The sequence below is a fragment of the uncultured Photobacterium sp. genome (assembly GCF_947039875.1).
Taxonomy (GTDB): domain Bacteria; phylum Pseudomonadota; class Gammaproteobacteria; order Enterobacterales; family Vibrionaceae; genus Photobacterium.
On record NZ_CAMRAN010000002.1, the window covers coordinates 85,576 to 109,679 of the forward strand.

Below are 24,104 nucleotides of genomic sequence, written 5' to 3' on the forward strand. Positions count from 1 at the left end.
AAGGTTAATGACAGAGACGCATTAAATTTATGCCATAAATGAGCAAAAATCGTAGTGGTTGGAGGTGTTGCACTAAATTTTGGTCAAAAAAAGTGCCACGTATTTACGTGGCACACGGGAGAATCCAGGTTTATATATCAAAGACTAAGTACCCTAAGTTGCCTTTCCTGGTAGCAAACTTAGTTATTAAAATGGTCAGCACAGAAATGATCAACTTGAATCGCTTTCTGCCTTAGTTGCTCTGCATTTTCTATTTTTTTAACTTCATCTTCTGTGACCACTCCCGCATCCAAAGCTAACTGTAACTTCTTATTTAATAAAGCCTTGCGTGGGATCTCACCATTACGTGTTGCTTGCATTAATTTACGCTCCAAAGGTTTGATCTCATGCAATGCAATAAATGCACGTTCCATAATAGCAACGGGATCATCATCTTTATCTCCGACATAACATAAATGTGTTAATCGATCACGGTGCACACTAGGTGCCATTAATAATGATGCAATGCGGATACTGATCTCATCTTTAGGTGCAGGGTAATGTATCCCCAATGGGAATGTTAAGAAGCGTAATGTGCGCCCGACCCCTTTACGAGGGAAATTGGTAAACACTTCATCAAATGCGACTCCACATTGATGCAAGCAATGCTGTAACGCATAATCAACTAACGGCAGATCTTGTTGCTGACGGCCTTGGTCTTCAAACCGTTTCAATGTTGCTGATGCTAAATATAAATAACTAAGCACATCACCTAAGCGAGCAGACAATAACTCTCGACGTTTTAATTCGCCGCCTAAGCTTAACATTGATATATCAGCACAAACCGCGAGCGCTTTTGACATGCGACTTAAATGACGATAGTAATGACGCGTTTCACCGCTAACAGGAGAATAATTAAAACAACTACCACTCACTGCATTTAATAATGACTTGGTGATATTACAGGTCGCAAACCCAATATGCTTCATCAACAAACCATCAAAATCTTTTATACCCTGATCTGAATCAGGATTCGCCGCTGCTGCCATTTCATCTAGCACATAAGGATGGCAACGAGTAGCACCTTGACCAAAGATCATAAGGTTACGAGTGATTATATTTGCTCCTTCAACCGTAATTGCAACCGGAATACCAAAGTAATGATGGCCTAAATAATTCATTGGCCCCAACTGAATAGCCCGCCCAGCATGCACATCCATCGCATCATTTAAAACGGTTCGAGCCATCTCCGTCATATGGTATTTAGCAATTGCCGTCACAATACCTGGCGTTTGCCCCATATCTAACGCAGTCGTTGTCAATGTTCGAGCTGCTTCTAGCATATAAGTAAAACCACCAATACGACCTAACGCTTGTGCAACGCCTTCAAAATCACCAATTGGCATACCAAACTGTTTACGTACAACTGCATAGGCTCCCGTTGTTTTTGCGGCTAAGTGCCCAACAGCGGTTCCTAAAGCAGGTAAGGATATACCACGTCCCGCAGATAAACACTCCACCAGCATTCGCCAGCCTTTTCCTGCATAATCTTGGCCGCCAATGATCCAGTCTAATGGAATAAACACATTATGACCGCGTGTGGGACCATTCATAAATGCCATATTAAGTGGATCATGCCGTTCACCAATTTCAACACCAGCATGATCAGCTGGAATCAACGCACAAGTAATACCTAAATCGACTTTATCACCAAGTAAACCTTGAGGATCTTTCATTTTAAATGCTAGCCCAAGCACCGTAGCAACAGGCGCTAGCGTAATATAGCGTTTATTCCACGTAAGGTTTAAGCCGAGTACTTGCTCACCATCATATTCACCATAACAAACTATTCCCTCATCAGGAATGCCGCCAGCGTCAGAGCCAGCTTCGGGGCCTGTTAATGCAAAACAAGGAATATCGTCCCCATTAGCAAGACGAGGCAACCAATAATCCCTTTGTTGCTGAGTACCATAATGAGTAAGTAACTCACCAGGACCAAGGGAATTAGGCACCATAACACATACTGCTGCACTTAAACTTCGCGTCGCTATTTGTGCCACAATGGTTGAGTTAGCATGAGCAGAAAAATCAAGTCCGCCATATTGCTTGCTAATAATTAATGCAAAGAACTTTTCACGACGCAGAAATTGCCAAACGTCCTCAGGTAAATCTTTTTGCTGTTGCACAATTTGGTAATCATTTAACATTGCTAATAAAGTCTGCAATGTTGTATCAATGAACTGTTGTTCTTCTTGCGTCAATGTTGGTTTAGGGTAATCAAGCAATGTTTTCCATTGTGGAGCCCCACTAAATAACTCACCATCCCACCATACACTACCCGCTTCCATTGCTTCTTTTTCAGTATTAGATAGTGGGGGTAATAATGTTTTAAACCGTTTAAAAGCAGGATCACTTATATAACGTTTACGCATGCTTGATAACGAGTTCATAATGCATATCCTTTTGTGATTTAATGGCGAGTATTGATGGTTTATTAACAGGTAATGTTAACGACAAGAGACGGATTCAGTTCTATTGGTGCCGCAACACCTGCCGCAAGATAAGGCACTAATCGATTAATTAAATCATCTATTTGGATTTGACTAGAAAAATCATTAGCAGCTATTTCACATAGTGCAGTACTTGATGCCATCGTAAATACTGCAGCACCAAGGGTAAAATGTAATCGCCAAAATAATGTTTCAGGATCTAAACAAGAGTGGGCACGACGTACAGCGCTAATAAATAACTGAATAACATCATCATAATGTGTCGTTATAAACCACCGTAAATGCCCTTGTACATCGGTATAGCCACGGCCAAGTAAAGACATGAAAATAGTAGTACCATTAACTTTACGACTGTCTAATGTTAACAATGGCTGTTTAGCGCAGAAAAATACCTCTTCCATAGAAAACGCATCACGTTGATGTAACGTGACTAATTCCATTTTTAGTGCTGGCATAAATTGTTCAAGGTAACGGCTTAATACCGCACGAATTAATCCTTTCTTATCACCATAATGATAATTAACCGAGGCCAGATTAACTCCAGCAGCCGTCGTAATCGCACGTAATGACGTTGCTTTAAAACCACGAACTGCAAACAATAATTCAGCAGCATCCAGTATTCGATTCTTCGTCGTTGCTTGTTGTTTCATATATCAGCCCCGATTAAAACGCTTGTTTGAATATACACAACACCATAAGATTTAACAAATGCGCTACATCACAAATTGTTACTTAGTCACGTAAAAATCGATTAAACACTTTATAATCAATGATAAAAAACATTTTTTATCAAATAAGATTGGAACCAATATAGAAAAATAGTGTCTTATGAACACCACTGCTTTTTTTTAGAAGTTTTTACTTCAGAACCCATTAATATATATTTGTTGATGGGTTTTCTTTATCTACATACACGGCTCCAAAATAATATTTTCAAATTAAAGCCATTTTTTTGAACTTTATCTTACATAGCGACTCTTACTACTGTATTCAGTTTGATAAAGCGCTATTTTGTATTGCAATAATTCTTTTTCTTAAATGTTTAATTCACTACTGCTTTAACTCCTAATTGTAATTTTTTTGGATAATCTCCTTCCCGCAGATATTTATCAGCGGGATTTTTTTATCTGTAATCATGGCTTTTACGCTATCAAACATTGAGATAAGAAGAGTAAATTCATCCCTCAATAATATAATCGAATCTTTTTAAGATTAATTTGAACTCTTTCGCTAACGTGCAGTCTGATTATATGAGAATTGAAATTATAGATAATTATTGTGTTTTTCAGGCCGTCAAACACAACAATCTGTAATTTAAATTGCTACTACTGCTTTAACTCCTAATTGTAATTTTTTTGGATAATCTCCTTCCCGCTGATATTTATCAGCGGGATTTTTTTATCTGTAATCATGGTTTTTCGCTATCAAACGCTAGCATAGGAGGAGTAAATTCCCCCCTCAACAATATAATCGAATCTTTTTAAGATTAAATTGAACTCTTTCGCTAACGCGCAGTCTGATTATATAAGAATTAAAATTATAGATAATTATTGTGTTTTTCATGACGTCAGACACAGTATCTGTAATTTAAATTGCTACTACTGCTTTAACTCCTAATTGTAATTTTTTACGCTGAAATATTTATTTCAGCGTTTTTTTTTGCTTATTTTGAACTGATTTGCGGTATACCTAACAACAAATCATCATACTGCAACACAACACCTAATGTATTAATAGTCTGATTTGAATTTATCTTTTTACCATTAACACCATGATTATCATCGCTAAACTCAGGAATTGGCAGCTGTGATTTAATCGCCATCGCAGTATAATACTGTTCACGACTAGGGTGTGTACTCGCCGCTAAATGCATTATTGGCATCGAAGGGTGTTGCACAATAATAGCCGAGATAACACCAATACAATCATCCAAATGCACCAAATTAACGGGCTGTTTACCTGCACTCAATTGTTGACGACCAGATAAAAACCTCACAGGATGCCGTTGTGGTCCAATTAATCCAGATAAACGTAATACCGTCAGTTGTTGTTGCCATTGCTGACGTAACTGCTGTTCTAATATGTAATGTAATTGCCCAGAAGCAGAATTAGGATTAACCGCGGTTGTTTCTAATACCTCCCCTTGTAAAGTGTCATATACCGAAGTCGTACTGATAAAAATAATCCGCTGACACCCCATTTTCTTTGCTGCGGTTGCTAATGACATGATATTTTCAATATGAACAAGTGGGTTAAGATTTTTACGTCCTGGTGGAATAGCAATAATCAACACGTCTGTTGCTAAAAATTGGGTTATTGTTGGATTCGTTTCCTCCATTAGGGGTAATGTTAATAAACAGCCGTTAATTCCTTGCTGCTGTAATACATTAACGCCCTCAATCGTTGTTTTAGAGCCCCACACTTCAATCGCTTGGCTTTTTAATGATAATGCTAACGGTAATCCGAGCCATCCACAGCCACAAATACTGACTTTCATTGATTATCCTTTTTTTATTTAAATATTATTCAATCTGTTATTTATTCAAAAATGATAGAACATAGTCATTATTATTTATTTCAGAGCTTGAAATAAGTCTTTATTTATAAAACAAATACTCAAAACTGATAAAATAAAACAACAAAAACTAACATTATTTGTTTTATAAATTTCAATTCTGAAAATAAAAAGTCGATCTCGATCAAAATCTAATAAGAACACACTGAAAAAGACCGTGAACAGCTAGAATATGTTAAGAGTTAAGTAGTATAGTTTCATTATATGGGCAACTTGATGACAAGAATGCTACAAATGAAATTCAATAACGAAGTGCATAAATACCTATGAATACCATAGAAAAAATACAAAATAACTTAGAACACTTCAGCAAATCTGAACGTAAAGTAGCGGAAGTTATTATAGCATCGCCACAAACGGCTATTCACTCTAGCATCGCAACATTAGCCAAAATGGCCGATGTAAGTGAGCCCACCGTTAATCGTTTTTGTCGTCGACTTGATACCAAAGGCTTTCCTGACTTTAAATTACATTTAGCCCAAAGTTTGGCAAACGGTACCCCCTATGTAAATCGTAATGTTGAAGAAAATGATGGCCCTGATGCTTACACGGCCAAAATATTTGAATCAACCATGGCTTGCTTAGATGTCGCCAAAAATAGTATTGATCCAATGCAAATTAACCGAGCGGTTGATTTATTGACACAAGCAAAAAAAATATCCTTTTTTGGATTAGGCGCATCAGCCTCTGTTGCACACGATGCTCAGAATAAATTCTTTAGATTTAACATCCCGATTGTGTGTTTTGATGACATAGTTATGCAACGCATGAGTGTCATTAATTGCAGTGATGGCGATGTTGTGGTTGTTATTTCACACACAGGACGCACAAAAAATCTGGTTGAAATAGCACAAATGGCACGTGAAAATGGCGCGACCGTCATTGGTATTACGGCAAAGCATTCGCCATTAGAGCGTGAATGTTCATTATCTATTTGTCTTGATATTCCTGAAGATACTGATATTTATATGCCAATGGCGAGTCGTGTTGTACAAATGACCGTTATTGATGTTCTCGCAACAGGCTTTACATTACGTCGAGGATCAAGTTTCCGCGATAACCTAAAACGTGTTAAAGACTCACTTAAAGATTCCCGTTTTTCTAAAGAGTGTCATCTACTGTAATGCCAATAAATAGCGGAGTTTCGGCTTCGCTAACACATTACAGACACTCTCTTACCTCTCTGTTTGATAATGACTATCATCGCCTTACCTTAAATTACTGAATCACATTTATGCACACTTTCTTTATCCAATCACTTATACACTGCAATGCCGTTGGATAGATAAATCAGTTTATTTACATGGAGCTTATTAATGTCAGAACAACTACGACGTACCAAAATTGTGACAACCCTAGGACCTGCAACTGATCGTGATAATAACCTAGAAAAAATCATTGCTGCGGGTGCTAACGTGGTTCGCATGAACTTTTCCCATGGCAGCCCAGAAGATCATATCCTTCGCACTCAACAAGTGCGCGAAATTGCAGCACGATTGGGTAAACATGTTGCTATTTTAGGCGATCTGCAAGGCCCTAAAATTCGTGTATCAACCTTCAAAGATGGCAAAATTCTGCTTAACATTGGCGATAGCTTCACCCTTGATAGTGACTTACCCAAAGGTGAAGGCCATCAAGATGCCGTTGGTCTTGACTATAAAGAATTACCCAATGATGTTGTTAAAGGTGATGTGTTGTTACTTGATGATGGTCGAGTTCAACTACAAGTAACTGAAGTAGCTGGCAATAAAGTACATACTATTGTTACCGTTGCTGGCCCTTTATCTAATAATAAAGGAATAAATAAAAAAGGCGGTGGCTTATCTGCGGCAGCATTAACAGCAAAAGATAAAGCAGATATTATTACAGCGGCCGCCATGAAGGTTGATTACCTTGCAGTTTCTTTTCCTCGCAATGGTGCAGATATGCATTATGCTCGTCAACTAGCAACCGAAGCAGGGTTAACAGCCAAATTAGTCGCTAAAGTAGAACGGGCAGAAACAGTGGCAACAACAGAAGCGATGGATGACATTATTTTAGCGTCTGATGTGGTGATGGTTGCTCGTGGCGATTTAGGCGTTGAAATTGGCGATCCTGAACTTGTTGGCGTACAAAAAAAACTGATCCGTCGCGCTCGTAGCCTTGATCGTACTGTTATTACCGCAACTCAAATGATGGAATCGATGATCACAAGCCCAATGCCAACACGTGCTGAGGTTATGGACGTTGCTAATGCGGTATTAGATGGTACTGATGCGGTCATGCTATCAGCAGAAACAGCCGCTGGTGACTTCCCTGTAGAAACAGTCGCAATAATGGCCAGTGTGTGTCTTGGTGCAGAAAAAGAACCAAGTATTAATATTTCCAATCACCGTTTAGATCGTAAATTCTCAAACCCTGAAGAAACCATTGCAATGGCAGCCATGTATGCTGCAAATCATATGGCTGGTATTAAAGCAATTGTAGTAATGACAGAATCGGGACGTACGCCACGTTTAATGTCTCGTATTTCATCAGGATTACCTATTTTTGCGTTATCTAGAAATAAAACGACGTTAAATCAAGCTTCATTATATCGCGGAGTTACGCCAGTATTTTTTGATCGCGACAGTGACGCAGGCTTAGAAGCGGCAAAGCATGCGCTGAATGTTCTAAAACAGACTGGATATGTACAACCGGGCGATTTAACCATTATTACCCAAGGTGATAAAATGGACACGGTTGGATCAACCAATAATATGCGTATTTTGACGGTTGATTAACCCTTAACTATACCAATATACACATATCATTAATAAACAGTGAAAATAATGGATAACAAAGGCTGAGATCGTATTCTCAGCCTTTCCTGTTTTAAGCTGGCTCAATTTATCGGCAGTGACCAATTAGGGTTCACTAATGATGTTAAAATATGATCCTGCCATTGACCATTGATCAATAAATAATTTTTCGCTAACCCTTCTTGCTCAAAACCTACTGCCGTTAATACACTACCACTTTTATTATTATGCGGCATATACGCTGCCATAACGCGATGAAAATGCTTATCGATAAATATCCACTCACATACAGCAGTTAACGCACGACGCATCACTGCTTTACCCTGATGATCTTGATCTAATGAATAACCAACATGACAGGCATAAAAAGGTGACTTCACTAAATTACTAAAATTAATCACCCCAATAATTGCGTTAGTTTCACGATGCTCGATAACAAAATAAAAAGCCATCTCATGACGGTGTAGCGTCGCAATTTGTTCAAGACGTTGCTGCCAACCTACTAAGCTAAAAAAAGCTTCATGACGTAACGGCTCCCACGGTGCTAGAAAATGACGATTACGCTGATAGTATGCTGAAATTTGTTCTGCATCTCGCGTTTCAATCAAGCGAATTTTTATATCATCAAGCACAATAGTTGATGAGCGATGTATAATTGAATGAAACAAGTACGGCCTCGACATGACAATGTTAATTGATATAACGCACATTTTATGATGTTTACATGATATTGAATACAAGCGCATTCAATATTCGATATATTAGCATGTCGTTGTCTGTTACTCTTTTACCAGTCAATGTTATTAATTATTACGCCTTTAGTGAGTTATTGATGTATTACGATTGTATTGAAACAGAACTGGGAAATATTATGTTGTTGGCAGATCATCAAGGTCTTCGACAACTATCGATTACAAGCCCCAGCTATAGCCCTAATGAAATATGGCAGCATAACCCCGAGTTTATGGCTCCCTTCATTAAACAACTCAAAGAATACCTCATCGGCTCCCGTAAAAGATTCACTTTTCCTCTTGCTCCACAAGGCACCTTGTTTCAACAACAAATATGGCATGCTATTGCTGATGTCCCCTATGGTGAAACCGTTACCTACGAGCAAATAGCAGCAAATATTGGCAATACCAAAGCAACTCAAGCAATAGGTATGGCTAAAAATGTTAACCCCATCCCTATTGTGATCCCCTGTCACCGCGTATTAAACAGTCATAATTCATTATGTGGTTATCGTTACGGCGAAGATATAGTCGCACTACTATTAGCCTTAGAAGCGGGTGATACCATCTTGCTAGAAGCACATCAGAACGATTAATTCAAATTCCCATCGCTTTATTGTTTGTTATAAAAAATAAAGAGATAGCAATGAAGGCTATCTCTTTTATTTTACACTTAATGATCAACTACGTTTGCTAAGCCCATATTCTCGAAGCTTATTCGCCACCGCAGTATGAGAAACCCCTAACCGTTTAGCCAATTTACGCGTGGATGGATAACTCTGATATAAATTCGATAAAATACCCGATTCATACCGCTTCATTATTTCATCTAACGATCCGGTTAAGGTTTCTTCACTGATGACTGTACTTGACTCATTCTCAGGTAATTGCACATCAGTCAATGTCATTACCTCCCCTTCCACCTGCGTCATCGCGCGAAATAGCACGTTTCGCAACTGACGAATATTACCTGGCCAAGCATATTGTTTCAGTGTTGATGCTAATTTTTCCGATAGTAACGGCTTAGGTTGATATAGCTCTTGTGCAAATTGCGCTAAGAATAATTCAGCTAATGGCACAATGTCAGCCGCGCGCTCGCGAAGTGGTGGCACCACTAAAGCCAGTACATTCAGTCGATAATAAAGATCTTCACGAAATGCCCCTTCAGCGACTAAATCAGGCAGTTTTTTCTGAGTTGAACAAATCACTCGTACCGATACCTTTATTTCAGCTTCTTCACCGACACGACGGAACGTGCCATCTTGTAGGAAACGCAGTAATTTAATCTGTAGGTGTTTTGACATTTCGCCAATTTCATACAAGAAAACAGTACCACCAGCCGCTTGTTCAAAGATCCCTTTCTTTGCCGGTTCATTAGCACTTTCAATACAGCCAAATAACTCTGTTTCTGCTGCATTATCTGGCATAGAAATACAGTTAACGACTAAAAATGGTTTATCACGATGCACCGAGCGTTGATGGCAAGCACGCGCTAGCATCTCTTTACCAGTTCCTGTTTCACCTTGAATCAGTAAAGGCGCATCTAATAGCGCCAATTTCTTTGCTTGGCCCAGTAAGTGCTTAAATCGTGATGACTGTCCGATCAGATGCTCAAAACCACTGTCACCATTAATGCTCCGCATCACTACAGGCATTTTAGCTTCAGAAAGCGATTTTAATAAAATCAACGCACTCACAAGTACAGGTTCAGAGGTATCATCATTGACGCAGACGGGCATAATATCCATTTGATAATCTAACCCAGCAATAACCACAATCTCGCTGTGTTTCTGAGCTTGATTTTTATCTAACCAACGGGAAAAATTAAACCCTAATAAAGTATGAATATTTTCATTAAAGAGATCGTCACTACGATGACCCATTAATTGCTCGGCTGCCTGATTGGCAAAATCCACTTTACCATTTAAATTAATGGTAAAAAATGGATCCGGTAATGTCTGTAACAACGCTGATAATTCAGTGTGTTCACGCTCACTCGGCATAAACTGAATTTTACGTACATCGGTAACGCCATCAAGCTGACGGATCTGCGACATTAATTGGCTAAATTGTTCAAATTCAACTTCAGGACAATTTAAATAAATAATACCGATACGATCAATTTCAATCCCACGAAGATCAATATCTTGACTGGTTAAAATATCTAACAGTTCTCGAGTCATGCCGACTCTATCTTCGCAAAAGACCTGTAATCTCATTGTTTACACCTTCTTGTTATTCATTTTTTGTGCGTAATTCATTACAGTTATCCATTGAGGATAATATTTGACAATAGTAATAATAATCATAGTGTTAAGACTTATAATTGAGCGTCTTAATCCACATAATGAAAACAATTTGTTAGTGCATACTGTCAACTATTCCTGACAGTTATGTCAGTGTGCGACGAACCTATTAATGAGTCAAGCTACGAGATCGCATCTGTACTGATTAAATATAAAAAGAGATATTTCGGTAATAAAAAAGAGAACCGAAGTTCTCTTTTTTAAGTGCTAATGCTTGATTAACTTTTATCTTGTTTGCCTAGTTGACTTAACAAATCTCGACGAATTTCGCTTAACCTTGGTTGTTCTCCTTCCATCCACGGTAATGGACGCATAAGGTTAATCGCTTTAAGGCCTAAGCGACCGGTAAGTAAACCAACACCAACCCCTTGCGCTACTCGGGTTGACATCCGTCCAGCAAGATCCATCGACAGCATATCCATCCCTAAATCAGCCACGACTTCAGACGCACCAGCAAATGCCATATTGGCGAGCACTAACTTTACTAGTTTAATCCGTGACCAATAACTAAGTTCAATACCATAAACAGCAGAGATCTGCTCAATTAGACGAAAGTTACGCCAAGCAACGAGCAACATATCAGCTGCTGCTAGCGGGCTCAACGCTACCATTAATGCCGCTTCACTGGAGTATTTTGCAACCAGTTGTCGGGCTAATTTATCTTGTTGACTCACCACCATTTGATCATAAAGTGCCAACACTTCCCGATCATTATGAGTTGCCGCCAATGCGTGTAACCAACGATCATAGCCATGATTATCCGTTGGAATTTGACTCAATTTAGCTAATTTCACACAAAAAGCTTTACCCGAACCAATGCCATCAGCGGTTAATAATTGATGGGCCTGATCACGTTCTGTCTGGCGCTGTTTTAAACGACGTAAATTAATTAACTCACGCCCTAACGCACCGATACCTGCAACAGCAATACCTGCAACAATGGCACTCCATCCTAATGATAACCAATTACTGGTTTGATAAGCCGTTACGACATGGTCTACTGTTTGCCAACCCACCATCGCAGCACCAGCAACTAATAATCCTTTAAACCAACTGTAACGGCGCTTAGGTTTGGCGGCTAAAATTTGACCAAGTGTTTGTTCACTTTCAACTTCAGCACTTTCAACGGTATCGGGTAAAAACGCGCTTTGCTGTTCAAAGTTCATCTTTACCGTTAAATCCGGTTGCTGATCACTTAATGGCTGTTGTGATTCATCAAACACTATTTTTGCTTTTAATGGCTCTGTCATTGCAATTTATCTCCCAAAAGATATTCCAATGCTTTATCCATTCGAATATGTGGTAAAGGTTCATCTACTTGCTGAGGTAATGGACGTAAATTAATAAAATCAAATCCATTCCTATTCCAAAAATCTTGATTAGGTAATCGTCGCGGTACATCACCAGGAAAGAATGTTTGTGCATTACCATCAATATCCGTTCCACGTAATGCAGGCATTTGTTTGCCTTGATAGTTAACAAACCCAGGCTCACTGGCTTGAATCGATGCTAAGCTAACACAATCCATGGTAATACCTTCAAACGAGGCGGTTTGCCATGCTTCATTAACTAATTGCTGTAATAATCCCACTAAGTTTGGGTGTTGCTCTGGTGTAATATGATCCGCTTTTGTTGCGGCAAATAGCACCTTATCAATCCGTGGAGCAAACAATCGACGTAGCATTGAACTACGCCCATATTTAAAACTTTGCATTAATTGATCTAACGCTTGGCGCATATCGTTAAACGACTCATGGCCAGCATTTAATGGTTGTAAGCAATCAACGAGCACAATTTGTCGATCAAACTTTGAGAAATGATCATTATAAAAAGCTTTCACAACATGTTGCTGATAATACTTATAACGTTTTTTTAGCATGCCAAAATTGCTATCATCAGTGGCAGTAGCAAGTTGTTGCTCAGTGTATTTATTGGTCCATATCATCGGGAAGAACTGCAATACTGGGGCGCCCGCTAATTCCCCAGGCAATACAAATCGCCCCGGTTGAACCCAATGTAACCCACCTTCAGCCTTACATTGATGCAAATAATCTGTAAATGACGCCGCAATAGTTTCAATTAACGCTTCATCAGCAGGAGCAAACGGATCAAATTGCTCTCCCATAGCTAACCATGATTGTGCTAATGCTAAACGCTGTCCTTTTAATACTTGTGCTTGTTGCTTAGACCAGCTAATAAAATCAAGCTCAAGTAACGGTAAATCTAATAGCCATTCACCTGGGTAATCAATAATATCGAGGTACAGGGTTGCCGTATCTTGAAATAATTTTAATGCCCCTTTTTGCGGCTTAAAGCGCAATGCTAATCGTGTCTGGCTAACATCACTGGTTGGTTGCGGCCATGACGGTGGCGATGAAAATAAGGCGTTGATCCCCTCATCATAGCCAAATTTAGGCACATGCATGTCTAACTGTGGAACACGTTTTGAGCCCAATAAATAACCTTCTCTTACCGCAGAAAACATCGGCAAGCGAGGATTGGTACTTACGTGCAATAGCTGATTAATCAGTGAGGTAATAAAGGCCGTTTTTCCTGCGCGTGATAAACCCGTTACCGCAAGACGCACATGGCGATCAAGGCTGCGATTAACCCATTTATTCACTTCATTGCTAATTCGATTCATTACGGTTCCTAATTAACATATATGGTTTAATAAACACCCATAAAAAAAGCAGGCCTGAACCATCAAAACCTGCTTATATTGATGTTCTTTACTGAAATTCCGGCAACTAACATCAAGTACTTTAGTGTTTGACGCTAAAGTTTATTAAATTCACGATCAACTTTAAAGGCTGATGATGTCACATAAGCTTCCATTTTTTGAATTTGGACTTCACTACGCTCAAGTTCAGTTTCAACGTTATGCAATATCTGCTGGGGTGACTGCCCACTTTGCCACGGTTTTTGTTTGACGTTATGTTCAGTATATTGATGTTGTTGTTCTTTACGCTGCAAAGGCATCTTATCTAAAATTAACCAAGCGGCAATATAAGCAACCGTTGCGAAAAAACCGACACCCAATAAAAAAGCTGTCACAGCCAAAATCCGCATCAGCCAAATTTCAACACCAAAATATTCAGCCAAACCTGCACAAACACCACCCAACTTACCATTTTTAGGATCACGGTATAATGTTTTACGCATTACTTTTGTCTCCATTGTGGCGCTTCAGCATCTAGAATTCGCTCAAGCGTAACAATCCGCTCTTGCATCACCTCTGCGCGTGCCACTAAGGTTTCTAACTTTTGATGATCCTCACCAGATAATCCCTCACCTGATTTACGCTTACTACGGTAATGAAGAATCAACCACAGTGGCGCCACAACGATCATAAACACCACTAACGGCACACTAATAAAACCCATCGACATCTGTTGTTCTCCTTTCACGCAAAGGTAATAGCACTATTCTTCTTTTGCTCTTATTGAAAAGGCAATACCTACAATTATTTATTGTTGTTTTTCGTTCATGCTTGCTTTTAGACGTTCAAGCTCTTTTTCAATATCATCTTGTGCTTGAAGATCCGCAAACTCTGACTCTAAGCTTTTTCCACGACCAAAACTATAGCTATCCGCTTCTGCTTCCATTTCATCAATACGACGCTCGTACTGTTCAAACTTCGACATAGCTTCATCAACTTTACTGGTATCAAGTTGACGACGTACGTCTCGACGAGTACCAGCCGCTTTATGGCGGGTCACTAATGCTTGTTGACGAGCACGCGTTTCTTGTAATTTACGCTCAAGTTCAGCTACTTCTAACGATAGTTTCTCAATCGTTTCATCAACTAATTTATATTCTTCATTTAACGTTAACGCAACGTCAACCAATTTTTGTTTTTCAATTAATGCAGCACGAGCAAGATCTTCACGCCCTTTTTGAACCGCTAAACTGGCTTTCTGTTGCCAATCTGTTGACTGTGCTTCAATAGCAGTAATACGGCGACGCAGTTCTTTTTTGTCAGCTAATGCACGTGCTGATGAAGTACGCACTTCAACCAATGTATCTTCCATTTCTTGAATAATAAGACGAATTAACTTTTGTGGATCCTCTGCCTTATCTAATAATGAATTAACGTTAGCATTTACGATATCAGCAAAACGAGAAAAAATACCCATAATAAAACTCCTTGGTCAACCGTATTGAAGTTCACTCAATTAACGGTTTCTATCATTAAACTCACAGTATGTTGTTATGTGAGGTGTCATTCTTTTATATACATATCAATTTGCGTGCCAATTTTTAAATCACTGTTTTTATTGCAAATAATAAACACCATCACCTTTCACCAAACAATGATATAGTGAATATAACCATTTTTTAGTGAGATTAACCAATGAGAAAAACCGATAATTTAATTGGTGAGTCAGACGCTTTTTTAGCCGTACTTGATCAAGCGTCACGACTTGCAACACTTAACCGCCCTATACTTATTTTAGGTGAACGTGGTACAGGTAAGGAACTGATTGCACAAAGAATTCACTATTTATCAACTCGATGGGAACAACCACTGATTAGCTTAAATTGTGCCGCATTAGCAGAAGGTGTGATTGATTCAGAACTGTTTGGTCACGAAGCGGGGGCATTTACAGGCGCGAAAGGTCGACATCAGGGGCGATTTGAACGCGCAGAAAATGGCACACTTTTTTTAGATGAACTCGCAACCGCACCAATGGGCGTACAAGAAAAGCTTTTACGTGTAATTGAATATGGTGAATATGAACGAGTTGGGGGTAATAAAAGCTGCCAAGCCAATGTTAGATTGATTTGTGCTACCAATCAAAACCTGCCACAACTCGCGGCTGAAGGTAAGTTTAGAGCCGATTTATTAGATAGATTAGCCTTTGAAGTGATCCACCTTCCACCACTAAGAGCACGCATTGATGATATTCTACCACTAGCTGAACATTATGCGGTTCGTATGTGCCGTGAGATGAACTTCAGTTATTTTGCAGGTTTTAGCTCTCAAGCCCAGCAACAATTATTAAACTACGCATGGCCTGGTAACATTCGTGAGTTAAAGAATGTCGTTGAACGTTCCGTATTTCGTCACGCGCTGGAAGATGAAGTTATTGATACTATTGTTATCGATCCCTTTAGCACCTCATGGGAGGCTCTTGCACCAACAATCGCACCACAAACCACAAAGCCACAGCCAAATCAAATTGCGCCAACCTTAACTTTTCCGATTGATTTGCGACAACAGCTACAACAACAAGAAATTACGTGGATTGAACAATCTTTAATCTTCGCTAAATTTAACCAAACAAAAGCAGCCGAGCTACTAGGACTTAGTTATCACCAACTGAGGGGATTAATACGCAAATATGACCTCAATATTAATGGTGATTAATCAATCAAATTACACATAAAATTCAACATAATTGACGATTTTTTGCTAATTTAATTCAAAACATGCGGGATAACTTGGTGACCGAGATGGAAAATGTTAAATTTAAAAACTTAATTTCAAATAACGCCTATTAAATATGAGCGCTTACTATCGTCTTTTTATTGTTGGTTTGGTTTTATTAGCTCTCAATGGCTGTAAACAACCAACAAAAGAATCTACAACTCAACGCCGTGGGTTTGTCTATTGTGGTCAAGATACCCCCACAACGCTTAATCCTCAGTTAACAGACGGTGGACTAACAGCAGAAACCCTTTCGGCACAAATTTTTGACCGTCTGCTATTACTTGATCCTGTTAGCCACAAACCGTTACCTGATTTGGCGAAAAGCTGGACCGTCAGTGACGATGGTCTAATATATACCTTTACCCTTCGCCAGGGAGTACAGTTTCAAACAACCTCATGGTTTACGCCAACCCGTGCCATGAATGCGAATGATGTCGTATTTAGCTTTGATCGCGTGATTAACCCTGATAATCCGTTTCATCATATTTCAGGCGGACGCTACCCATGGTTTGAAAGCCTTGGTTTTGCCAATGATATCGAAGCGATTAAAGCCCTTAATTCTCATACGGTTCAATTTATCCTAAAGCGTCCTGATAACTCATTTTTATCTAATGTAGCCACCAGCTATGCAGTTATTTATTCCGCAGAGTATGGCAAACAATTATTAAAATCAGGCCAAATCGGTAAATTAGATAGCCGCCCTATCGGCACCGGACCGTTTTATGTGGATCAATTTATTCCAAATGATCTGATTCGCTTAAAGCATCATCGCCATTATTGGCAAGGCATTGCGCCGATGGAACAAGTGGTATTTGATATTTCATCACGTGGGATGGGCAATCTAACCAAATTATTAAGTGCAGAATGTGATGTTTTAGCCTCTCCAGTTGCAAGTCAGCTACCTGTTATTACTGATAATGACAATTATGAGCTATTGGCTCAAACGGGCATGAACGTATCATTTTTGGCATTAAACACCGATTTAAAACCGTTAAATAACCTTAAAGTTAGAGAAGCGATCAGCTATGCCATCAACAGAAATACACTATTAAATTCAGTCTATTACGGCACAGCAACTCAAGCAAAAAGCTTATTACCACCAACATCATGGGCCTACAATAATAATAGTAAAGCCATCAACTATAACCCTAAAAAAGCCAAGGTATTACTCAAACAAGCAGGTTATGACAATGCGCAAGTACTAACAATGTGGGTACCTTTAGAATCACGACCTTATAATCCAAGCCCACAAAAAACAGCCGAGCTTATTCAAGCTAACCTTAAAGCCATTGGCATTAATGTGATTATTTATCATCAAGATAACGTTGGTCGTCTGGGTGTGAATGATATGAATAAATACGATATGATGCTGGCAGGTTGGATTGCTGATAATGGTGATCCCGATAACTTTTTACGGCCATTATTGTCATGTAATGCTAAACATGCAGGACTCAATGTCGCGAATTGGTGTGATGTTCAATTTGATAATTTAATTGAATTAGCATTGCGTACCAATAAAACTCAACAGCGAGTTACCTATTATCAACATGCACAAGATATTCTTGATCAGCAAGTGCCGATCATTCCTCTTGCTCATGGTGTGCATTTCCAAGCGCATAACAAAACACTCGGTGGGCTGCAAATGAGTCCTTTTGGCTCACGCTCATTTTCTAGTGTCTATCGGACTGAGTAAAGTATGTTTATTTACACTATGCGTCGCTTAAATCTGTTTGTTATTACTCTACTCATTTTGACGATAGTGAGTTTTAGCATTTTAAGACTTGATACTCAATTGCAATGGGCAAATGAACCCTTTTGGAAAGGCTGGCTCATTTATTTACAAAACTTGATTTCTGGTAACTTAGGTATTAGTCCGACGGGCATTCCAATGAGTACAGAAATACTCAAAGTTTTTCCAGCCACATTAGAGTTGTGCTTTTTTGCATTTATGTTGTCTTTAGTAATAGGTATTCCTTTAGGCACCATTGCGGGTGTCCGCCGTGGTTACCCGATTGATACAGTTATCACTTCAATTACATTATTAGGCTATTCGATTCCATTGTTCTGGTTAGCCATGCTACTTATCTTATTGTTTTCATTACATCTAGGATGGTTGCCAGTTTCTGGACGCTATAGCCTGTTATACCAATTTAATCATATAACTGGTTTTGCGTTGATTGATATTTTGCTCTCCGATAAGCCTTACCGCATGGAAGCCTTCTTTGATGCCATTGAACATTTAGTCTTACCAACTATTGTGCTGGCAATGGCACCAACCACGGAAGTTATTCGTTTAACGCGAGCTTCAATTGCCGAAGTGATGACTAAAAACTACATTAAAGTCGCACAAACTAAAGGCTTATCAACCTTTGAAATTGTTCGTCGCCACGGAATGAAAAATGCGCTACCTCCCATCATTCCTAAATTAGGTATGCAGTTTGCCGCCATGATGACTTTTGCAATGTTGACGGAGTCTATTTTTAACTGGCCGGGCATTGGCCGCTGGTTACTCAATGCAATTACCGCTCAAAACTATGTTGCCATTCAAGCCGGTGTGATTACTGTGGGTGGATTTATTTTATTAGCCAACATTCTGTCTGATCTTGTTGGCGCCATTATTAACCCATTAGTCAGGAAGGAATGGTATGCCATCAAATAGTGTTTACCAAGAAGTCACCATCCCGACACAATGGGAACGTTCATGGCAAAATTTTCGCGCCAATTCATTAGCCATGTTTGGCTTATGGTGTTTATTGGCACTGCTATTAATTACCTTTAATGCCCGTTGGCTAGCCCCCTATTCTGCGATGGAGCAAGTGGGCGAATTATTGATGCCACCATCATGGGATAACTCAGGCCATGTCTCATTCTTTTTTGGTACTGACGATCTAGGGCGAGATATTCTGTCACGACTGTTAATCGGTAGCCAATTAACCTTTGGTTATGCATTATTAGTTGCGATTGCATCCAGTATCATTGGCCTGCTGATTGGTATTTTAGCGGGAATGAGTAATGGCCTTAAATCAAGTTTTCTTAACCATATCTTAGACACAGTTTTATCTATTCCATCATTGCTACTGGCGATCATTGTCGTTGCATATATGGGGCCGGGCGAAACACACATATTACTCGCTATTTGGCTCGCATTAATTCCACGCTTCATTCGCGCTGTGTATACCGCTGTGCACATTGAAGTCGCCAAAGATTACATTATTGCAGCGCGCCTTGATGGTGCAAATAACTTTTATTTGCTTTATAACTCGATATTACCAAACATTCTGACCACTATAACCACTGAAATGACACGGGCTATTTCTGTCGCGATTATGGATATTGCAGCACTTGGTTTCCTTGGTTTAGGTGCACAAGCGCCACAGCCAGAATGGGGAGCGATGCTTGGGGATTCAATCGATCTTATTTACCTTGCGCCATGGACAGTTACTCTACCTGGGCTTGCAATTATGTTTAGCGTATTAGTTGTTAACTTAGTCGGTGATGGTATGCGCCAAGCACTTAACGCGGGAATTGATTAACATGCCATTACTCGATATACGTAACCTCACCATAGAAATTGACACGCCGCAAGGGATGGTCAAAGCAGTTGATCGCATGAGTCTGACTATTAACGAAAGTGAAATTCGTGGTTTAGTAGGAGAATCTGGCTCAGGTAAAAGCTTAGTCGCTAAAGCCATTGCCGGTGTATGTAAAGATAACTGGCGAGTTAATGCTGATCGTATGCGTCTAGGCGATGTAGATTTACTCGCATTATCACCTCGCCAACGTCGTAAGGTTGTTAGCCGTGAAATTGCGATGATTTTTCAAGAGCCTTCAACTTGCCTTGATCCCTCTGAACGTATTGGTGAACAGTTAGAAGAAGCTATCCCATCATCATCGTTTAACGGCCGTATTTGGCAGCGCTTCCATTGGCGTCAAAAACAAGCGATTGCACTACTGCATAAAGTCGGTATTAAAGAACATAAGCGGATCATGCGTAGCTATCCCTATGAATTAACCGATGGCGAATGCCAAAAAGTGATGATTGCAATGGCGATTGCGAACCGCCCTCGCCTACTAATTGCTGATGAACCAACCAACGATCTTGATCCTATCACTCAAGCACAAATTTTTCGCCTACTCAGTCGTATGAACCAATTAGGTAACACTACTATTCTACTTGTTAGTCATGATCTTAATACCGTGACTCAATGGGCAGACAGGATAACCGTGATGTATTGCGGCCAATCGGTAGAATCCGGTACATCAAAACAACTACTTGAATTACCGCACCATCCTTATACTTCTGCACTAATGCGTGCAATGCCTGATTTTTCACTTGGCATCAATCATAAATGTAAATTAGAAACCCTACCGGGCTCAATCCCTCCCCTACAACATTTACCAATAGGCTGTCGATTAGGGCCTCGTTGCCCTTACGCACAACGAAAGTGTGTTGAAGTACCTAAGCGCCAGAAAATTAAAGGCCATAAATTTAGCTGTCATTTTCCGCTAAATATGAAGGATGACAACCAATGAGCTCATTACTTGAAGTTGTAAATCTAAAGAAAGATTATCATTATCGTTCAGGTCTCTTTCGTCGCCGCACAATAGAAGCAGTAAAACCGGTTTCATTTCAATTAAATGCTGGTGAAACAATCGCATTATTAGGTGAGAATGGCTCAGGAAAGTCGACATTAGCAAAAATGCTTGCGGGTGTTATCACGCCAACAGAAGGTATTGTAAGAGTGAATGGTGAACAACTTCACCATCATGATTATCAAACCCGCTGTAAACTGATTCGAATGATTTTCCAAGATCCAAATACTGCGCTAAATCCTCGCATTCAAATTGGACGTATTCTTGAAGGACCATTAAAGCGAAATACTAATATGACCCCACAAGCCCGTGAGCGACGTATTATGGACACACTTAAACGGGTTGGTTTACTACCAGAGCATGCCTATTTTTACCCTCAAATGCTCGCGACAGGACAAAAGCAACGGGTATCTCTCGCTCGTGCATTGATTTTACAGCCTTGTATTATTGTCGCTGATGAAGCACTAAATGGTTTGGACATGTCAATGCGTTCGCAGATGATAAACCTGCTACTTGAATTACAAGAAGAAATGGGGCTGTCTTATGTTTATGTGTCACAACATATGGGGGTTGTAAAACATTTCAGTGATAAGGTCATGGTTATGCAAGATGGCGAAGTGGTTGAAAAAGGACGAACCGCTAACGTGTTTGATAATCCCAAGCATTCATTAACACAAAAACTCCTCGATAGTCATTTTAGCTCATTAACACGAGAAAAAAGTACTCGAATACTCAATAGTACCCCTAAAATCAACTATTAGTTATAAAAATAACGCCAGTATTAGCCCGTTATTAACGTGAAAAATACTGGCGTTATCGTTTGCTTAATAAGTTAAATTTATACCAATGTCTTATTGATTGCAGCTAATACTGCTGCAGGCTCACTTGCTTGAGTTATAGGACGACCAATCACTAAATAATCAGATCCTGCGGCAATCGCTTCAACGGGTGTCATCACACGACGCTGATCACCCGCGTTACTTCCTACAGGTCGAATACCAGGTGTTACCAACTTAAATTGCTGACCAAGTTGAGCTTTTAATAAACTTGCTTCTTGTGCAGAACAAACAACACCGTCAAGGCCACTATTTTTAGTCAATGTCGCTAAATTTAATACTTGCTGTTGCGGCTGACATGTAATGCCAATACCCGCTAAATCACTGGCTTCCATGCTGGTTAACACTGTAACACCGATTAACAATGGACGGTCTTTACCATACGGCTCAAGGATTTCACGCGCTGCCGTCATCATGCGCTCACCACCACTTGCATGCACATTAACCATCCACACCCCTAATTCAGCCGCAGCTCTTACTGCTTTTGAACAGGTGTTTGGAATATCATGAAATTTTAAATCCAGAAATACAGAATGGCCCCGATCATGCAACTGACGCACGAAATCAGGACCAAAAAAAGTAAACATTTCTTTGCCAACTTTTAAACGACAACTTCCCGGCTCAATACGATCGACAAAAGCGAGTGCCTCATTATGATTATCATAGTCGAGGGCAACGATTACTTTAGGGTCTGTTACTTTAGCGTCTAGCATTGAGGCTCCTATTATATCTAAATATATCCACTGAGCGGTTATCCCACCGCCGGCAGGATTTTACATCAATTGATTAAATTTGATAGCTACAACTACAAAAAAACCAGTACATTACTGCACTGGTTTTAATAATATAAAAACATACGGTGACAATCATGCACCATCAAGCCCTCGAATTGGCTTTATTTGTCCCCAACTTTTACAAGAAGGGCATTGCCAATACAAAGCATGCGTTGCAAAGCCACATTGACGACAACGGTAACGAGGTTTTTCTTTAAGTTGCTCACCCACTAGGTGACGCAAACTAGTCAAACTCTCTTTTGCACGACCTTCTTCAGCTTCATCAAGATGGTATTCCATCAACTGATAAAAACCCCTCATGGTTGGATTTTTTTGAAGCTGTCGCGTCATAAAAGATTGCGCCGTTACAGCACCATCATGTTTTGCTATTTCATCAGCAAGCATGAGTTCTGCACTTGCCCCTGCTTTTTGATCAACACAATGCTGTAAATACTTCAGCCATGCGGTTTGATTATTCATCGCCTCATAGCACTCAAGCAAAAGCGGTAAAGCTTCACCAACAAACTCAATATCTTGCTCTGAGATCCGTTCTAATGTTTTTGCCGCTTGCTTATATTCTTGTTGTTTAACTTGAATTTTGGCGACAGAGATAGATGCGCGTACACAATGTTTATCTACTGATAGTGCTTTTTTTAAGTACTGAATAGCTTTATCTTGATTTTGAGCGCTCAGCTCAAGCATCGCAAGTTCACACCAGTAATGAGCAATATCATGCTTTAATTTAGTTTTACCTAATTTCACCAACTGAGTAGCCATTTCAATAGCTTTTTCCCATTCACGTGTTTGTTGGTAAATCGCTAATAATTGTTGTAAGGCTGGCTTACGATAGTCTGGTTCATCCAACAATTGCTCAAAAATACGCTCCGCGCGATCAAAAAAACCAGCAACCATATAATCTTTAGCTAACTGCTGTAATGATAAGTTACGTTGTTCAATCGATAAATTCGGCCTTGCTATCAAATTCTGGTGAATACGAATGGCGCGATCAACCTCTCCTCTGCTACGGAATAAATTCCCTAAAGCAAGATGAGTATCAATAGTTTCACTGTCAACCTGAAGCAATTCAATGAACAGGTCTACTGCTTTATCAGATTGATCTGATAACAGCATATTAAGACCTGTTACATACTGGCGAGATAAGTGGTCAGACTTTTCTTGCTTTTGGTTACTTGCGCTCCTGTTACCCATATACCAACCGTAAGCGGCAGCAATGGGTAAAAGTAGGAACAACAATTCAAGCATTAATTCTTATTCCTTAATCGGTTGAGCACGAAGCTGATCAAGTTCTTGTTGCTGCTTCGTTACTTTCTTCATTAGACGATTTTTAGCAAATCGAGCTTTCAGATATAAAGTACCACAAATTACCCAACCAATGACAAAACCGGCACCAAATGCTGTTCCTAATAATGTAGAAAGCTGAAATTCACCCTGAGCAACTAAATAATCAAAATTAACCATTATTTGATTTTGCGCACCAAGAGCCAGAGTGATCAAAAAGGCTGCTACTAGAACAATAATTCCTAAAATCTTCATCGTGAATCCTCTCACTAAATCTAAATTATA

22 protein-coding genes are annotated in these 24,104 nt (G+C 39.6%); 9 read left to right on the forward strand and 13 right to left on the reverse strand.

The genetic code is table 11. From position 1 onward, the window contains the following. Window positions 1-179: 179 nt before the first annotated feature. The 3 genes from Q0V26_RS01130 to Q0V26_RS01140 form a co-directional block, all read right to left on the reverse strand. Entirely contained in the window at window positions 180-2,429 is a 2,250-nt protein-coding gene (locus Q0V26_RS01130; protein ID WP_297474995.1) for an acyl-CoA dehydrogenase, read from the reverse strand. Window positions 2,430-2,473: 44 nt separating this feature from the next. Next, window positions 2,474-3,139 (reverse strand): TetR/AcrR family transcriptional regulator, encoded by a 666-nt coding sequence (locus Q0V26_RS01135; protein ID WP_297474998.1) that lies wholly within the window; start codon window positions 3,137-3,139, stop codon window positions 2,474-2,476. Between the two features lie 1,013 nt (window positions 3,140-4,152). Next, window positions 4,153-4,986 carry an NAD-dependent epimerase/dehydratase family protein gene (locus tag Q0V26_RS01140; RefSeq protein WP_297474999.1) on the reverse strand — a complete coding sequence of 278 codons (834 nt, stop codon included), beginning with the start codon at window positions 4,984-4,986 and terminating at the stop codon, window positions 4,153-4,155. 344 nt (window positions 4,987-5,330) lie between these two features. On the opposite strand from Q0V26_RS01140, the gene Q0V26_RS01145 reads away from it, so the two are divergent. Next, window positions 5,331-6,188: a MurR/RpiR family transcriptional regulator gene (locus Q0V26_RS01145; RefSeq protein WP_297475001.1), complete on the forward strand. Its 858-nt coding sequence runs from the start codon at window positions 5,331-5,333 to the stop codon at window positions 6,186-6,188. Window positions 6,189-6,380: 192 nt separating this feature from the next. Beyond that, a complete protein-coding gene (gene pyk / locus Q0V26_RS01150) occupies window positions 6,381-7,826 on the forward strand; it encodes a pyruvate kinase (protein WP_297475003.1) in 1,446 nt (481 codons plus the stop codon). Window positions 7,827-7,927: 101 nt separating this feature from the next. Here the strand turns inward: pyk and rimJ are convergent, their stop codons facing one another. After that, window positions 7,928-8,512, reverse strand: coding sequence for a ribosomal protein S5-alanine N-acetyltransferase (rimJ, locus tag Q0V26_RS01155; protein ID WP_297475005.1), 585 nt, complete (start codon window positions 8,510-8,512; stop codon window positions 7,928-7,930). A gap of 56 nt (window positions 8,513-8,568) precedes the next feature. On the opposite strand from rimJ, the gene Q0V26_RS01160 reads away from it, so the two are divergent. Beyond that, window positions 8,569-9,171 (forward strand): methylated-DNA--[protein]-cysteine S-methyltransferase, encoded by a 603-nt coding sequence (locus tag Q0V26_RS01160; protein WP_297475007.1) that lies wholly within the window; start codon window positions 8,569-8,571, stop codon window positions 9,169-9,171. Between the two features lie 84 nt (window positions 9,172-9,255). Here the strand turns inward: Q0V26_RS01160 and tyrR are convergent, their stop codons facing one another. The 6 genes from tyrR to pspA all read right to left on the reverse strand — a co-directional run bounded on the left by tyrR (window position 9,256) and on the right by pspA (window position 15,020). Continuing rightward, window positions 9,256-10,794, reverse strand: a complete 1,539-nt coding sequence (tyrR, locus tag Q0V26_RS01165) for a transcriptional regulator TyrR (RefSeq protein ID WP_297475009.1) — start codon at window positions 10,792-10,794, stop codon at window positions 9,256-9,258. A 305-nt stretch (window positions 10,795-11,099) separates the two neighbouring features. After that, window positions 11,100-12,131, reverse strand: a complete 1,032-nt coding sequence (locus Q0V26_RS01170) for a TIGR01620 family protein (protein ID WP_297475011.1) — start codon at window positions 12,129-12,131, stop codon at window positions 11,100-11,102. Continuing rightward, window positions 12,128-13,525 carry a YcjX family protein gene (locus Q0V26_RS01175; RefSeq protein WP_297475013.1) on the reverse strand — a complete coding sequence of 466 codons (1,398 nt, stop codon included), beginning with the start codon at window positions 13,523-13,525 and terminating at the stop codon, window positions 12,128-12,130. Before Q0V26_RS01175 ends, Q0V26_RS01170 begins: the two co-directional genes overlap by 4 nt. A gap of 134 nt (window positions 13,526-13,659) precedes the next feature. After that, window positions 13,660-14,046 carry an envelope stress response membrane protein PspC gene (gene pspC, locus Q0V26_RS01180; RefSeq protein ID WP_080156714.1) on the reverse strand — a complete coding sequence of 129 codons (387 nt, stop codon included), beginning with the start codon at window positions 14,044-14,046 and terminating at the stop codon, window positions 13,660-13,662. After that, a complete protein-coding gene (pspB, locus tag Q0V26_RS01185) occupies window positions 14,046-14,273 on the reverse strand; it encodes an envelope stress response membrane protein PspB (protein ID WP_045026590.1) in 228 nt (75 codons plus the stop codon). The genes pspC and pspB overlap by 1 nt, the downstream gene beginning before the upstream one ends. 78 nt (window positions 14,274-14,351) lie before the next feature. Beyond that, the gene (pspA, locus tag Q0V26_RS01190; protein WP_297475024.1) at window positions 14,352-15,020 is read right to left on the reverse strand and encodes a phage shock protein PspA; all 669 of its coding nucleotides are present in this window, start codon (window positions 15,018-15,020) and stop codon (window positions 14,352-14,354) included. 218 nt (window positions 15,021-15,238) lie between these two features. On the opposite strand from pspA, the gene pspF reads away from it, so the two are divergent. From pspF to Q0V26_RS01220, 6 genes are all read left to right on the forward strand, one after another. Next, window positions 15,239-16,255, forward strand: a complete 1,017-nt coding sequence (gene pspF / locus Q0V26_RS01195; RefSeq protein ID WP_297475026.1) for a phage shock protein operon transcriptional activator — start codon at window positions 15,239-15,241, stop codon at window positions 16,253-16,255. A 136-nt stretch (window positions 16,256-16,391) separates the two neighbouring features. Further along, window positions 16,392-18,011 carry an ABC transporter substrate-binding protein SapA gene (gene sapA, locus Q0V26_RS01200; protein ID WP_297475028.1) on the forward strand — a complete coding sequence of 540 codons (1,620 nt, stop codon included), beginning with the start codon at window positions 16,392-16,394 and terminating at the stop codon, window positions 18,009-18,011. A gap of 3 nt (window positions 18,012-18,014) precedes the next feature. Then, window positions 18,015-18,977, forward strand: a complete 963-nt coding sequence (locus Q0V26_RS01205; RefSeq protein ID WP_297475030.1) for an ABC transporter permease subunit — start codon at window positions 18,015-18,017, stop codon at window positions 18,975-18,977. Beyond that, window positions 18,964-19,851 (forward strand): putrescine export ABC transporter permease SapC, encoded by an 888-nt coding sequence (sapC, locus tag Q0V26_RS01210; RefSeq protein ID WP_297475032.1) that lies wholly within the window; start codon window positions 18,964-18,966, stop codon window positions 19,849-19,851. The genes Q0V26_RS01205 and sapC overlap by 14 nt, the downstream gene beginning before the upstream one ends. 1 nt (window position 19,852) lies before the next feature. Next, a complete protein-coding gene (locus tag Q0V26_RS01215) occupies window positions 19,853-20,851 on the forward strand; it encodes an oligopeptide/dipeptide ABC transporter ATP-binding protein (protein WP_297475034.1) in 999 nt (332 codons plus the stop codon). Continuing rightward, window positions 20,848-21,672: an ATP-binding cassette domain-containing protein gene (locus Q0V26_RS01220; RefSeq protein ID WP_297475036.1), complete on the forward strand. Its 825-nt coding sequence runs from the start codon at window positions 20,848-20,850 to the stop codon at window positions 21,670-21,672. Before Q0V26_RS01215 ends, Q0V26_RS01220 begins: the two co-directional genes overlap by 4 nt. A 77-nt stretch (window positions 21,673-21,749) precedes the next feature. On the opposite strand, the gene pyrF is transcribed toward Q0V26_RS01220, so the two are convergent. From pyrF to Q0V26_RS01235, 3 genes are all read right to left on the reverse strand, one after another. Further along, entirely contained in the window at window positions 21,750-22,460 is a 711-nt protein-coding gene (gene pyrF, locus Q0V26_RS01225; RefSeq protein WP_297475038.1) for an orotidine-5'-phosphate decarboxylase, read from the reverse strand. A gap of 153 nt (window positions 22,461-22,613) precedes the next feature. Continuing rightward, window positions 22,614-23,783, reverse strand: a complete 1,170-nt coding sequence (gene lapB / locus Q0V26_RS01230) for a lipopolysaccharide assembly protein LapB (protein ID WP_297475040.1) — start codon at window positions 23,781-23,783, stop codon at window positions 22,614-22,616. A gap of 6 nt (window positions 23,784-23,789) precedes the next feature. Next, a complete protein-coding gene (locus tag Q0V26_RS01235; protein ID WP_297475042.1) occupies window positions 23,790-24,074 on the reverse strand; it encodes a lipopolysaccharide assembly protein LapA domain-containing protein in 285 nt (94 codons plus the stop codon). Window positions 24,075-24,104 lie beyond the last annotated feature (30 nt).

Bases quoted from the DNA above. Each gene is read 5' to 3' on its own strand.
- pspC (WP_080156714.1), bottom strand. From the start codon at position 14,046: ATGCGTAAAACATTATACCGTGATCCTAAAAATGGTAAGTTGGGTGGT.
- pspF (WP_297475026.1), top strand. From the start codon at position 15,239: ATGAGAAAAACCGATAATTTAATTGGTGAGTCAGACGCTTTTTTAGCC.
- Q0V26_RS01235 (WP_297475042.1), bottom strand. From the start codon at position 24,074: ATGAAGATTTTAGGAATTATTGTTCTAGTAGCAGCCTTTTTGATCACT.
- pspB (WP_045026590.1), bottom strand. From the start codon at position 14,273: ATGTCGATGGGTTTTATTAGTGTGCCGTTAGTGGTGTTTATGATCGTT.
- tyrR (WP_297475009.1), bottom strand. From the start codon at position 10,794: ATGAGATTACAGGTCTTTTGCGAAGATAGAGTCGGCATGACTCGAGAA.
- pyrF (WP_297475038.1), bottom strand. From the start codon at position 22,460: ATGCTAGACGCTAAAGTAACAGACCCTAAAGTAATCGTTGCCCTCGAC.
- lapB (WP_297475040.1), bottom strand. From the start codon at position 23,783: ATGCTTGAATTGTTGTTCCTACTTTTACCCATTGCTGCCGCTTACGGT.
- Q0V26_RS01140 (WP_297474999.1), bottom strand. From the start codon at position 4,986: ATGAAAGTCAGTATTTGTGGCTGTGGATGGCTCGGATTACCGTTAGCA.
- Q0V26_RS01175 (WP_297475013.1), bottom strand. From the start codon at position 13,525: ATGAATCGAATTAGCAATGAAGTGAATAAATGGGTTAATCGCAGCCTT.
- pspA (WP_297475024.1), bottom strand. From the start codon at position 15,020: ATGGGTATTTTTTCTCGTTTTGCTGATATCGTAAATGCTAACGTTAAT.
- Q0V26_RS01170 (WP_297475011.1), bottom strand. From the start codon at position 12,131: ATGACAGAGCCATTAAAAGCAAAAATAGTGTTTGATGAATCACAACAG.
- sapA (WP_297475028.1), top strand. From the start codon at position 16,392: ATGAGCGCTTACTATCGTCTTTTTATTGTTGGTTTGGTTTTATTAGCT.
- Q0V26_RS01205 (WP_297475030.1), top strand. From the start codon at position 18,015: ATGTTTATTTACACTATGCGTCGCTTAAATCTGTTTGTTATTACTCTA.
- Q0V26_RS01130 (WP_297474995.1), bottom strand. From the start codon at position 2,429: ATGAACTCGTTATCAAGCATGCGTAAACGTTATATAAGTGATCCTGCT.
- sapC (WP_297475032.1), top strand. From the start codon at position 18,964: ATGCCATCAAATAGTGTTTACCAAGAAGTCACCATCCCGACACAATGG.
- Q0V26_RS01215 (WP_297475034.1), top strand. From the start codon at position 19,853: ATGCCATTACTCGATATACGTAACCTCACCATAGAAATTGACACGCCG.
- Q0V26_RS01135 (WP_297474998.1), bottom strand. From the start codon at position 3,139: ATGAAACAACAAGCAACGACGAAGAATCGAATACTGGATGCTGCTGAA.
- pyk (WP_297475003.1), top strand. From the start codon at position 6,381: ATGTCAGAACAACTACGACGTACCAAAATTGTGACAACCCTAGGACCT.
- Q0V26_RS01220 (WP_297475036.1), top strand. From the start codon at position 20,848: ATGAGCTCATTACTTGAAGTTGTAAATCTAAAGAAAGATTATCATTAT.
- Q0V26_RS01145 (WP_297475001.1), top strand. From the start codon at position 5,331: ATGAATACCATAGAAAAAATACAAAATAACTTAGAACACTTCAGCAAA.
- Q0V26_RS01160 (WP_297475007.1), top strand. From the start codon at position 8,569: ATGATATTGAATACAAGCGCATTCAATATTCGATATATTAGCATGTCG.